The organism is Neoroseomonas lacus (assembly GCF_014644535.1).
GTDB lineage: Bacteria > Pseudomonadota > Alphaproteobacteria > Acetobacterales > Acetobacteraceae > Neoroseomonas > Neoroseomonas lacus.
Genome location: NZ_BMKW01000037.1, coordinates 1 through 11144, shown reverse-complemented (window position 1 = coordinate 11144; position 11144 = coordinate 1). Strand labels below are relative to the sequence as shown.

Annotated in this window: 15 protein-coding genes; 5 read left to right on the top strand and 10 right to left on the bottom strand. The window is 65.5% G+C overall.

All coding sequences use genetic code 11. The features are described from left to right. The 7 genes from IEY36_RS31005 to IEY36_RS29930 all read right to left on the bottom strand — a co-directional run. Positions 1-243 (bottom strand): hypothetical protein (locus tag IEY36_RS31005; protein ID WP_229681712.1); only part of this gene is annotated, 243 nt, incomplete at its 3' end. Positions 244-270: 27 nt separating this feature from the next. After that, the gene (locus IEY36_RS29955; protein ID WP_188973927.1) at positions 271-1485 is read right to left on the bottom strand and encodes an alpha/beta hydrolase family protein; all 1215 of its coding nucleotides are present in this window, start codon (positions 1483-1485) and stop codon (positions 271-273) included. Positions 1486-1639: 154 nt separating this feature from the next. Then, a complete protein-coding gene (locus IEY36_RS29950) occupies positions 1640-2041 on the bottom strand; it encodes a DUF1398 domain-containing protein (protein WP_188973925.1) in 402 nt (133 codons plus the stop codon). A 42-nt stretch (positions 2042-2083) separates the two neighbouring features. Continuing rightward, the gene (locus tag IEY36_RS29945) at positions 2084-2536 is read right to left on the bottom strand and encodes a MarR family winged helix-turn-helix transcriptional regulator (RefSeq protein WP_188973923.1); all 453 of its coding nucleotides are present in this window, start codon (positions 2534-2536) and stop codon (positions 2084-2086) included. Between the two features lie 145 nt (positions 2537-2681). Then, the gene (locus tag IEY36_RS29940; protein WP_188973921.1) at positions 2682-3425 is read right to left on the bottom strand and encodes a recombinase family protein; all 744 of its coding nucleotides are present in this window, start codon (positions 3423-3425) and stop codon (positions 2682-2684) included. Next, positions 3425-4198, bottom strand: a complete 774-nt coding sequence (locus IEY36_RS31000) for a DUF3489 domain-containing protein (RefSeq protein WP_229681711.1) — start codon at positions 4196-4198, stop codon at positions 3425-3427. The genes IEY36_RS29940 and IEY36_RS31000 overlap by 1 nt, the downstream gene beginning before the upstream one ends. A gap of 482 nt (positions 4199-4680) precedes the next feature. After that, positions 4681-6006 carry an MFS transporter gene (locus tag IEY36_RS29930; RefSeq protein WP_188973919.1) on the bottom strand — a complete coding sequence of 442 codons (1326 nt, stop codon included), beginning with the start codon at positions 6004-6006 and terminating at the stop codon, positions 4681-4683. A 3-nt stretch (positions 6007-6009) separates the two neighbouring features. On the opposite strand from IEY36_RS29930, the gene IEY36_RS29925 reads away from it, so the two are divergent. Further along, entirely contained in the window at positions 6010-6327 is a 318-nt protein-coding gene (locus IEY36_RS29925) for a hypothetical protein (protein ID WP_188973917.1), read from the top strand. Positions 6328-6594: 267 nt separating this feature from the next. On the opposite strand, the gene IEY36_RS29920 is transcribed toward IEY36_RS29925, so the two are convergent. After that, entirely contained in the window at positions 6595-6936 is a 342-nt protein-coding gene (locus IEY36_RS29920) for a hypothetical protein (RefSeq protein ID WP_188973916.1), read from the bottom strand. Positions 6937-7094: 158 nt separating this feature from the next. On the opposite strand from IEY36_RS29920, the gene IEY36_RS29915 reads away from it, so the two are divergent. Continuing rightward, the gene (locus IEY36_RS29915; RefSeq protein WP_188973914.1) at positions 7095-7412 is read left to right on the top strand and encodes a PadR family transcriptional regulator; all 318 of its coding nucleotides are present in this window, start codon (positions 7095-7097) and stop codon (positions 7410-7412) included. Here IEY36_RS29915 and IEY36_RS29910 read toward each other — a convergent pair. Both IEY36_RS29910 and IEY36_RS30995 read right to left on the bottom strand, forming a co-directional pair. Then, positions 7409-8065 carry a recombinase family protein gene (locus tag IEY36_RS29910; protein ID WP_188973912.1) on the bottom strand — a complete coding sequence of 219 codons (657 nt, stop codon included), beginning with the start codon at positions 8063-8065 and terminating at the stop codon, positions 7409-7411. The genes IEY36_RS29915 and IEY36_RS29910 overlap by 4 nt on opposite strands. Continuing rightward, positions 8065-8538, bottom strand: coding sequence for a DUF3489 domain-containing protein (locus IEY36_RS30995; protein WP_229681710.1), 474 nt, complete (start codon positions 8536-8538; stop codon positions 8065-8067). Before IEY36_RS30995 ends, IEY36_RS29910 begins: the two co-directional genes overlap by 1 nt. Positions 8539-8920: 382 nt before the next feature. Here IEY36_RS30995 and IEY36_RS29900 point away from each other — a divergent pair, with 382 nt between their 5' ends. From IEY36_RS29900 to IEY36_RS29890, 3 genes are all read left to right on the top strand, one after another. Beyond that, positions 8921-9436, top strand: a complete 516-nt coding sequence (locus IEY36_RS29900; RefSeq protein WP_188973910.1) for a YciE/YciF ferroxidase family protein — start codon at positions 8921-8923, stop codon at positions 9434-9436. A gap of 884 nt (positions 9437-10320) precedes the next feature. Further along, positions 10321-10491, top strand: coding sequence for a CsbD family protein (locus tag IEY36_RS29895; RefSeq protein WP_188973908.1), 171 nt, complete (start codon positions 10321-10323; stop codon positions 10489-10491). Positions 10492-10641: 150 nt separating this feature from the next. Further along, entirely contained in the window at positions 10642-10926 is a 285-nt protein-coding gene (locus IEY36_RS29890) for an AI-2E family transporter (protein ID WP_188973906.1), read from the top strand. Positions 10927-11144 lie beyond the last annotated feature (218 nt).

Below are 11144 nucleotides of genomic sequence, written 5' to 3'. Positions count from 1 at the left end.
TGGTCCATGGCGTTTTCGGCCAACCACTGCGCCAGTTCGCCGGCGATGTAGCAGGGCCCGTTGTCGGACAGCAGGCGCGGGCGATGATGGCCCGATCACGATCACGGAGCTGACGATCACCACGGACGATCCGGTGGAAGCCTCGCGCCAGTACCAGCGCCTCATCCGCGGCATCGCCCCCTGACCAGCCGCCCATCGCATCTGTTCAACACCGAGCAACGACCGTTGGTCGGTGGCGAACATGCAGACAACCGGCTCGTCTTCGAAGTCTCAGGTCGCGAATCGCTCGTCGAGCCAGTCGAGGATCCGGCGATTCAACATTGAACGGTTGCCCATCTCGCAATGCCCGTCCGCACACTCGGCAGCAGTGAAGCGGATCATCGTCTTCGGGCAACACAACGCGTCGAAGAAACTACCGGCGTCGGCAGCGAGGATGTCACCCTCGGCTTGCGTGATGAGAGTGGGACAACGGATCAGCTCTGCCCGGCCTTTCATGGTGTAGAGTTCCGCGGAAGCGAAGTAGGCGCGCAGGTCGCTGACCCCGTGCACCCAGAAGCCGCGCTGGACAACCTTCCAATTCATCTGCGGACTGCTGCGGATGAATGCATCGGCTCGGTCCAATACCGCCTGATCGAGTGTTCCCAAATCAGCGGCGGCCTCGGGCGAAAGGCCGAAGTTGTGCATGAGCGCCTTACGGAAGCCGTCGGCGATGCTCCAGGTGCCTGGATCAGCGATCAGGGCCGCTATTCGCGCCTCTCCTGACGCGGCGCGCGGCGCGAGATGCCCGCCAAGGCTCCAGCCATAGAGCGCGATGCGCTTCGGATCGATGATCGGCAATGTCAGCGCGTGATCGACCACTGCCGCGATGACAGTCTCCCAGTCCGGCCGGAGCCGCACGCCATCCTCATAGAGCATCGCACCCTGTCCCGGCCCGTCGAACAGCAGGCTGTGATAGCCGCGCCGCGACGCCGCGACGGCGGATGCGAAGTAGGTGTCAGTGATGGTGGAGTCGTAGCCACCGTTGAAGATAATCAGGGGCCGCACGGCCGTCTCAAGGCCTTGCGCCGGGATGACATAGGCCGGCATCGGCGTCGCGTCGAAAGGAATGCGCACCGGGCGGACCGGTTGCGGTCCGAGCGAGAGACCCTTGTCGAAAGCCTCGACCTGTTTGCGGAAGGCAGTGAGCAGGCGCGGATCGACCGGCGCACCGTAGAGGGGGTGAAACGAGGTCGCGTAAAAGACGCTGGCCCGCAGATAAAGCTCGCGCGCGCTGGTCTCGTGGCCCTTCGCGAGAGCGGCGTCTGCCTCCGAAGTCATTCGGTCGCCAGCCGTGGTCCAGGCATCGTAATAGGCACCATGATCGCCTTCCCCAACCGCCGCGGCGACCGCGCGCACCTCCCCGTAATCGGCACCTCCATAGGGGATGTAGGCGAGTGGCCAGGTGCCGAAATCCTCATACAAATCGTCGCGGAACAGTCGGGTCACGATTCAAGCCTTCAGCCAGAGGAGATGAGGGGTACACGGGAACTGATGCGCCGCCGTCGAGGCTGGCCCGCATGAATACGGTGCCGAGCCCGAGGCATACGGCCGGAACAACGCCTCCGATCAGAATGCCGAGAGCGTCATGACCGTCAGGCCGTCATTTGGGGAAGTGCTCGACGTGGGTTTCGGCCGTCCGGCCGAAATAGACGACCCGGCGGCCCAGGAAGGAGACGAGGTAACCCGCGCAGCCTGCGCCTTTCGCCTTCTCGCAGAAGGCCACGTAGCTGTAGTCGGCGGGGTTAGCCTGCGCCCATCGCACCAGGCGCTCGATCTCGGCAGCGTCGAAGGCAGCGGCGACGTGGCCAGCGGAGGGTTCCATATCCATCGTGACGCTGTCGCCGTCTGTCAGGTAGAATGTCTGGCTGTTACGGCGATAGTCGATCGTGTAGCCCTCGAAATCGGCGGCGAGCAGCTTGCCGATGATCTCCGGAAAGCTCAGGCTCCCATCGTGAGCAGCATGCAGGCAGGTTTCGGCAACAGATATCCGTTCCGCGTCCATGGCGGCTTCCTTTCATTTCAACATTGAGGTCGATCGGCGGGTTCAGTCCACCGGCGTTGATTTCAGCTCTCGGCGTTCAGCGAGTAGCCTCAGGATCCGGTCGAGCGTTTTGTGCTCTTCCTTCGTCAACACGCCGAAGAATTCAGCGTCATTTTTGTCGGCAAGCGATGCCAGGACCGGGATCTTGGCGCGGCCCTCTTTCGTCAGGGACAGGCTGTGCGCGCGCTTGTCCCGCTGGTTTTCCGTCCGCTCAACCAATCCTTTGGCCACCAGCCTTTCCGCAAGTTTGCTGATCGCCCCCTTCGTCATGCCCATTCTCTCGGCCAGAACTGACGGAGGTGTCGGCTCCACCTCGTAGAGCGCCCGCATGAACGACCACTCCGCGACGGTGACATCTTCGCCGGAGACCTTGCGCGCAAACTCCTGCGAAACGGCGTTTGACACCATCCGCATCCAGTACCCGGTATGATCGGTCAGCTCCGAGGCTGCTGTCATGCGGCCCTCCTTGTTGACTAGGAAACTTACACATCGAAGTTTCCTAGTAAACGACAATCTCGCAACCTATTGTCCCAGGAGCGAAGGGTTGTGACGTTTCGTGGCCCCTCCTGCCTCCGGCGGCACATTGGTGGCTGCTGCGGAATCACGCGCCACGGATCGAACATGGAGCCTCTCTCCGGAGATCGACCGCATCGACTTCTGTCCGAGCGAAGAGACGAGTGACCGACGTGTGTGTCCATCGGCCGCCTTGGCGGGGGGTGGAAACGCCTCTTGCGTTTAGCTCCCGGGCGAGTGCGGCTTGGCCGGCCACGCCCTCGGCCTTTAGCTGTTCAATTTCCAGGTGCAGCCGATGCGCCGTCCGAGCCGCCGCCTGACGCCGCGCCGCTGCGGCAGCAGTCGCGTCCGGCCCTTGCGCGGGCCGATATCCCCGATCCCCGCCCAGTACCGTCCCGCGCGCCTTGGCCGCGGTCAGCGCCGCCCTCGTCCGCTCACTGATGAGTTCCCGTTCCTTCTGCGCCATCGCGGCATAGATGCGCAGCATCAGTTCGTCCGCGCCGGGTATGTCGGCGGCGCGGATCGACACACCATCCTCCAGTAGCTGCGACAGGGTGTGGGCGCGACGGGTGATGCGATCCAGTCGCGCCGCCACGAGGACAGCGTCCAGCTGCCGGCATCGTGCCAGCGCGGCCTGGAACCCCGGGCGCCGGTCGTCCTTGCCTGACGCGATGTCGGAATACTCAGCCACCAGCGTCCACCCCTGCGCGGCGACGAAGGCCCGGATGCTAGCCTGCTGGGCCTCCAGGCCCAGCCCGCTCTGGCCCTGCTCGGCGGTCGAGACCCGGGTGAGCCCGACCGCGAGACGGGGCGCCTGTGCGCCGATGCGCATCAACCGGCCTCCGCCGGCGCGGTCGCTGTGGCGATGCGGTAGATCGAACAGGAACCCTTCGCACCCTGCTTGTTCGGCCCGACCTGCCGAACGCGCTCCAGCACTTCGATGGTGATGCCGCGGCGCTTGAGGCCCGCGAGGAAGCCACGGACGGTGTGTTGCTGCCAGGCAGTGGCGTCCATGACCTGGGCAATGGTCGCACCCTCGTCCCGGCGCAGCAAGGCGAGGACGCTCTCCTGCTTGGTGCCTGTGCGAGGCTGGCGCGGGGCAGCTGTCAGGACCTCGCGGAGGGCTGCCAGGGCATCGTCGAGACCGTCGCGCTCCGGTGCATCCCAGGCCGCCAGGACCGTCGCCGCGGTCATGCGCAGGGCGGCTGCTCTGCCGATAGTCCCGTGATGACTCACGGGCGGGCGCTGAGCGCCCTCTGTCGCCTCGGCGCTGGTGAGCGGCGGGGCAAGCGTAAACGCCGCGTGTGACTCTTCAAGGGGCGCTGTGGGCACATTGATGGTTTCCGCGGGTCCGGCTGGGCGCGGCGAGGTCGGTTGACCATCGTCCGGCGGGGCGTCCGCTGCATCGACCCCGATCGCTGCGAGGCCGGCATCGGTGATGCGTAGTGCAATCCACGCACCGACCCCATCCTGCCGCCAGCCCAGGCCAACGAACTCATGGGGCGCGGGAATCTCGTGCAACATGGTCTTCGCCAGCAGGCTACGCAGGACCGCATTGCGGGCAGCAGCAGGCAGCTTGGCCGGCGGTTCGACCAGCAGCGCCACATGCTGCGCCGCCCTGCTCAGGATCACGCGTTGGGTGTCGGAAAGCTTTGTCATCATCGGGCTCCGGTGTCGCACCCGATGATCCGGGTGCTACCAGGCCGAGCCCCGCGGTTTGAGCCTCAGCGGGGCTACGCTGCGTCTGCCGCCGCGCCAGCGACCATTCGCTCCGAAGCGGCGCGAAGACAAGCGAATGTGGGCATCATCTTTCTACATACTAACGGAAATCTCGGTTCCCGGCACTCTCATCCGCGGTGAGCCGGGCTTGGCGCCGGCAGTATTCGTCCTTTAGACGCACGCATGCTGGCTTATCGTGAAGGTCTCTGCTCAGGTGGCAGCCCAGAATGAGCGGAAGCGGCTCGAGCGATGCTATGGGACCGTCGATTTATTCGGCGCCCGCCAATCCGCGGCTCGCCGCAGTCGCTAAGACACACAGCTGACCGACTGCCTCTTCTCGTCAGTCAGGATACGCAATGCGTACTGGCTCAGCGAGGATCGGTGCGCTGCGCCATGGTGGCTGCATAGACGGCAAGCGCCGTCAGACACATGGCGAGGAACGCCGCCGCCGTCAGAAGTGGGGCAGCTGCCGCGCCGGTCTTGTCGCGCACAAAGCCAGCGAAGGGCGGCAGCAATGCCAGCCCCAAGTAGAACACCGTGTAGTGCACGCCCATCCCGAAGGCACGGCTCTCAGGCGATAGCGCGCGGCCGGCGAATGCCATGATCAAGCTGGAGGGCGGAGCGGCCAACAAGCCGAACGCCGGCAGGGTCAGCCAAGGCGGCGCGCCGGCGGCGGTCGCGGCGAGGGCCGCCACCATGCCGAGGATGCAAAGGACGGTCACAAGCAATGGCCGGCCAAGCCGCTCCGCGATGGCGCCGCCCACGGGTTGTAGGGGCAAGATCGAGAAGCCGATCAGCGAAGCGAGCGCGCCGGCTTCTGCATGGCTCATGCCATTGGCCACCAGGAATGCCGGCGTGAAGCCAACCGCTACGGCGAAGGAGGCATTGTAGCCGGCCCAGACGACACCGAGCGCGAGCAACGGACGCCATTCGTGAGGGAGCAGCCACATACGTCGGTGGCTAGCAGCCGAGGGGCCGGCGGCGCGCACCGCCACTGTTACCAGCAGGAAGGCGAGAGCGCAGAAACTCGCCGAGAGCCAGAGGCCCGACCGCCAGTCCTCACCGAGTAGCGGCAGCACGAGCAGGGCCAGGCCGATGCCGAACGGCCATGCCATGAGCATCAGGCCCATGGCGAGTGCGACGCCGGCACCGGAGAATCTGTCGAGCACCATCTTCGCGCCCGCAATGGTGAGCAGGGCGCCACCTACGCCAGAGACGAGCCGCCCCACCAGGGCGACGCCGAAGCCCGGCGCGATGGCAAGCAGCAAGCCACCCAACGCCATCAACCCCACACCGCCAAGTAAAACCACGCGGTCGCCGAACCGTGCCAACAGCCATCCCGCTGGCAGGGCGACGAAGACGCCGGCAAGGGAGTAAGTGCCAATCAGTGTGCCGAGCGCGGCCCAGTCCGTGACTAAACTTCCAATAAGCAGAGGCCCCAGCGCGCCAACGACCTGAAGCTGCGCGCCCATGGAAATACGAGCGAAGGCCAACACTCCGACCTCGCCCCAACGTCCCAGCATCATATTGGGGCCTCCGCCGCACCATTGCAGGGTGGAGGACTTCGCACCCCTGGAATTGCTGGACAAGACGGCGCCGATACCTTTGAGCGCTCTTCTCCGCCCTCCTTCATGGAGCAGGGCGCTGCTGCTCGACCTTGGCCTCCACGACACGGACGAGGTACCGCATGGCATGTCTTGGACTACCTGCTGACGCCAGCTTGCGTCGCTAATGCCAAGCTTCGACGGCAGCCTCGACCCTCTACGGCGGGAACGCAAAGCCGTGACCTTCGCGGCGGGCTTCTGGGAGGCGCAGCGGCCGGCAGCGAAGTCCGGCGCCACCGCGAACGCGACCTCCGCGCTGGAATGGTGTCGTCGACCCGGTTCATCGAGCTCGACGCTGCCGTGTGGTCGAACAACACGGTGCGGGTCATGGCGCGGAACATCTCCGCGGCGACGTTCGATCTGGCGGCGGCGACGCTGTCGGTGGGGGTGGTTAAGCGGCTTGTCCCATAGGCTCGATTGGCCGGGTGCCGCAGCGTTGCGACCGCGCTCCGCAAGCGCAGGTCCTGCATCACCGTTCGATGGGGCAGCTCTCGTCCGATGCCCAGTCCGAGAAGCTGAGATAGTAGGCGCCGACATCCGCATACCCCGCGCGGAGTATCGCGACGGCGAGCCGGAGAGGGCGTTGGACTCACACATCAGTCGTCCGTCTTCTTGCGCGGGTGGGTTGAGATGCCGAGATGCTAAGGACCGCCTTGGTGCGGCTTCCTGCTCGTTTCATCAAATTTGCTGCGGCTTGACCTCTCCGTCCGAAGCGGTCGCCCGCGCGCGACCTGCCTCCAGGATGCGGTCCGACAGCGCGGGATCGGCAACAGCGCGCGCAAGCACCAGTGTGCCTACTAGTGTCGCAGTGATTCCCAGTGCCTCGGCCTCACGGTCGCCTGAATGCTGGACCGGCAGCATCGAACCGATGCGTGCTGCCATGCTTCGTACCGCGGCCGTGAAGGTCTCCCGCACGGGACCGTCGTGCCGCGGCACCTCACCGCCTAGCGTCGCCAAGGCGAGCCGGCGCCGGGTGCGTCCCGGTCCCGACTGCGGCAGCAGCGGCGTGCCGTTCAGCACCGCAGGCGCGGCTTCCGGCAGCCCGTAGAGTCGCAGCGATTGCAGCGCAGAACGTCGAGACTGGACGCAGTCGAATTTCGATATCAATATTCGAGTCTGTCGAGGGAGCCCACCGCTCCCAGCATCGGGAGCCCGCAGCTACGTGCTACCAATGGACCATGGAACACAGAGATCTGCTTGCCGGCTTCGTGCGCCTGCACGTGCTGCATCATGCCGCCGAGCACGAGGTTTATGGCCTCTGGATGATCGAGGAACTCGCGCGGCACGGCTACCGCCTGAGTGCGGGCACTCTCTACCCCATGCTCGAGGCGATGGAGCAACGCGGCTACCTGATCTCGCGCCGCGAGCAACACGGCCGAACCATCCGCCGCCTCTACCGCATTACGGATCTCGGCCGCGAGGGCCTTGCCCTGGCTATGGAGCGCCTGCGCGAGCTGCGCGGCGAGGTGGCGCCGCGACCTACGAACGCGGATTAGCAGGCACGAATTGTGCACAGCGTCGTGGCGACACCCATAGCGTTCAGTTCGCGGGCCAGGGCCGCGGCTGACATCGTGGCTCGACCAGATCTCTGCGCAATCTCGAGATGAAGCCGATGCGTCGTCTGATCTGCCGCCTGCCGGCGCGCAACAGCGGCAGCCACCGCGTCGGGCCCTGCTGCCGGCCGATACCCCCGATCTCCACCCAACACCTTCCCCCGCGCCTTCGCCACAGCGAGCGCCGCTCTAGTCCGCTCGCTGATCAGCTCGCGCTCCTTCTGCGCCATGGCGGCGTAGATCCGCAGCATCAGATCGTCGGCGCCGGGCATGTCGGCGGCCCGGATCGAGACGCCGTCCTCCAATAGCTGCGACAGGGTGTGGGCGCGGCGGGTGATGCGATCCAGCCGCGCTGCCACCAGCACGGCATCGAGCTGCCGGCACCGGGCCAGCGCCGACTGGAACCCGGGACGGTGGTCGTCCTTGCCGCTGGCGACGTCGGAATACTCCGCCACCAGCGTCCAGCCCTGCGCCGCGATGAAGGACCGGATGCTGGCCAGCTGGGCCTCGAGGCCCAGCCCGCTCTGCCCCTGCTCAGCGGTCGAGACCCGGGTGAGCCCGACCGCCAGGCGGGGCGTCTGTGCACCGAGGCGCATCAACCTGCCTCCGCCGGCGCGGTTGTGGCAGGCGCGATGCGATAGATTGAGTAGGAGCCCTTCGCACCCTGCTTGTTCGGCCCGACCTGGCGGACGCGCTTAAGGACCTCGACGGTGATGCCGCGGCGCTTGAGGCCGGCCAGAAAGCCGCGGACGGTGTGCTGCTGCCAGCCGGTCGCGTCGATGACCTGGGCAATGGTCGCGCCCTCATCCCGGCGCAGCAGGGTCAGGACCGTCTCCTGCTTGGTGCCAGTGCGGGGTGGGCGCAGTGCGCAAGCGGCGCGTGGCGCCCGCGGTGCGGAGGCGGGGCTGGACTGCTCGCCGGCATCGGCATGCTGGCCATTCCCGGCATCGGCCCCCTCGTTGCCGCCGGCTGGCTGGCAGCGACACTGGTCGGCGCTGCTGGCGGCGCTGCCGCCGGCGGTCTCCTCGGCTCCCTCACTGGTTCCGGCGTGGAAGAACGCGAAGCCCATGTTTATGCCGAAGGCGTTCGCCGCGGTGGCACCATTGTGACCGTTCGCACCGACGACACTCGGATGGGACGAGCCGCGGATGTTGTCACGGCCCACGGCCCGGTCAACGTGACGACCCGGGAAGCGGACTACCGCGCCTCCGGCTGGACAGGCTACGTCGAGAGCGAAGCCGCGCTTTCACGCTCCAGTCCAGATGGAGCGCCGGGCAATCCCCCGGGGAGCATGGCCAGCCGTGCCGTCGATGACATTGCTAGAACCAACATCAGCGGCGCGCGCCCCGAGAACGAGCTTCCGCGACGCGGATGATTGCGAAGAGGCCGGCTGCCCTCGGCCGGCCCTTCTCTTGCCCACGCCACCCCTCATTCATGCCGGAGTCCGTCAGATGGCTAAGGAAAAGACCCTAGAAGATCTCTTTCACGACACGCTGAAAGACGTCTACTACGCTGAGAAGAAGATCCTGAAGACGTTGCCGAAGATGCGGCGTGCAGCGCAATCACCTGAATTGAAGGAGGCGTTTGCGAAACACCAGGAGGAGACGCAGGGCCAGGTCGAGCGGCTCACACGGGTGTTCGAAGCGTTCGGCAAACCAGCGCGCGGCAAGACCTGCGACGCCATCGAGGGCATCGTCGCCGAGGGCGAGGAAATCATGGAGGAATATGCGGGCAACCCTGCCCTTGATGCAGGACTGATCGCGTCTGCGCAAGCGGTCGAGCACTATGAGATGACGCGGTACGGCACTCTCAAGGCATGGGCCATGGAGCTGGGGCAGCCCGAGGCGGCTGCGCTTCTCGATGAAACACTGAAAGAAGAAACCCAGACCGACAAGAGCCTTAGCGCACTGGCGAAGGCCGGCGCCAATCAACGGGCGAAAGACGCAAAGGCGGCAGCCGCGGCGTAGTTGGTGGAGCGCGCCGCTCGAAAAGCGGCGCGCCAGCCAAGCAAATCTATGGGCGCAATTCCGCAAACCATCACGCCGGCCATTCCTATAGATGTCCAGGAGATGACACTCGAGGTGCTGACGGCCGAATGCGAGCGAGATCGAGCCCTGGTGAGCACAGAGCTGCACCGGGGGGGTTCTCGCCGCGCTTCTAACCGATTATCGCGTGTGGGTGATCAGTTCATTTACCTTGACCGTGTAAGTGAAGCGCTTACGGCCAGCCTGCTTTAGCCAAGTTTTGACCGTCGCCACAGTAGGCCACGAGTAATAGGGTGCGAATGGTGGGCCATCGAGAAAAAGCGGCCCGCGACGTCAAATGCCGCGGCGAACGATAGCCAATGACAGACCGTTTCGGGAAGACTGCGCGAGGGACGGCGGCGCTCACCGCCCCGGACCGCGCCCTGCTGGACCCGGGCACCCGGCAGCCTCCGATAACCAATGGCCGTGCCTCAGCAACCCGGTGATTGATCGCGCTCCAGAGTCCAACTGCTTCTGATCGCTGTGGCCCCGGCCGCGTTTCTGGCGAGGCAGACAGTCGGTGCGCTGCTGACGGGCCTCGGCGGACTGCTCATCGCAGCCCTCCTCGATGGCGGAACGCCACGGCTTAATCCGGATTCCTCACCAGGGTCACAGTGATGTTCATTGGACAGCCGCTGCCTGCATCCGTGCGGCGCTGACTAATTAGTTCCGAATTTCATGCAAGATGGCTGTGTCTCAGCGAAGGTCTATCCGGCCATCTTGAACGGACCCAAGGGTCAACGCCACATATGTGCGGGTGGCTAGCAACTAGTCGACGGCCACCCGCGGATCATTCACTGGACGGTCGAAACGGAGACATAACCACCATGGACAAAGATCGCATCATCGGAACGGCCAAGCAGACCAAGGGCGCGATCAAGGAAGCCGCGGGCAAAGTCCTCGGTGACGCAAAGCTCACAGCCGAGGGCAAAAGCGACAAGATCGAAGGCAAGATCCAGAATGCCGTCGGTGGAATCAAGGATGCACTAAAAAAGTAGAAGGACTATCATGCGCGGCGATCGCCCGGATGATCGGCAGGACGGGGCGAGGGGCCATCTAGGCTACGCTGCCGGTGACGCGAGCACTTCAGGTACTGTTTCGGTGGCCGAAGCGGAAAGTAAAGATCTCGGCGCCGCAGCCGAACGCCGGTGGAGCAGCGCGCTACCCCCACGCTTGCCTGCTGTGGACTGACCCGGCGGCATACAGGCGAGGCGATCGCCATCTATCTGCTGATCCAGATCATCGAAGGCTATGTGCTCACGCCGCTTGTTCAGCGCCGCACGGTCCATATCCAGCCTGCCCATGCCCTCGGCATGCAGATGCTGATGGGAACACTGTTCGGCGCCCTCGGGATCGCCCTTGCCGCCCCCCTGCAGGCGGTGCTTCGCGTCGCGGCCATACGATCAACCGGGGGCGATGCGGACCAGGACTGATGATCGCACAGGCAGGGCGGCCGGTGCGCAGCGCCATCGCCTCGTTTGAACGCTTAGCTTGACCTGTCGGTGTGATCCCGCCCGGCCGGGATTTGCTCTCGCGGCACCGCGCGCCGCGAAGCGCGGCAGTGGAGCGGCCCCCAATTCGACCGGACAGGCGGCATAGCCCGGAGGGCCTAGGTTCACGCCTAGGCGCACGCCTATGTCGAAGCCCATCG

What these genes read in the sequence shown, in the direction of transcription:
- IEY36_RS29930 (WP_188973919.1), bottom strand. Translation starts at nt 6,006, where the DNA reads ATGCCATGCGGTACCTCGTCCGTGTCGTGGAGGCCAAGGTCGAGCAGC.
- IEY36_RS30995 (WP_229681710.1), bottom strand. Translation starts at nt 8,538, where the DNA reads ATGGGCTTCGCGTTCTTCCACGCCGGAACCAGTGAGGGAGCCGAGGAG.
- IEY36_RS29900 (WP_188973910.1), top strand. Translation starts at nt 8,921, where the DNA reads ATGGCTAAGGAAAAGACCCTAGAAGATCTCTTTCACGACACGCTGAAA.
- IEY36_RS29945 (WP_188973923.1), bottom strand. Translation starts at nt 2,536, where the DNA reads ATGACAGCAGCCTCGGAGCTGACCGATCATACCGGGTACTGGATGCGG.
- IEY36_RS29950 (WP_188973925.1), bottom strand. Translation starts at nt 2,041, where the DNA reads ATGGACGCGGAACGGATATCTGTTGCCGAAACCTGCCTGCATGCTGCT.
- IEY36_RS29940 (WP_188973921.1), bottom strand. Translation starts at nt 3,425, where the DNA reads ATGCGCATCGGCGCACAGGCGCCCCGTCTCGCGGTCGGGCTCACCCGG.
- IEY36_RS29915 (WP_188973914.1), top strand. Translation starts at nt 7,095, where the DNA reads ATGGAACACAGAGATCTGCTTGCCGGCTTCGTGCGCCTGCACGTGCTG.
- IEY36_RS29910 (WP_188973912.1), bottom strand. Translation starts at nt 8,065, where the DNA reads ATGCGCCTCGGTGCACAGACGCCCCGCCTGGCGGTCGGGCTCACCCGG.
- IEY36_RS29895 (WP_188973908.1), top strand. Translation starts at nt 10,321, where the DNA reads ATGGACAAAGATCGCATCATCGGAACGGCCAAGCAGACCAAGGGCGCG.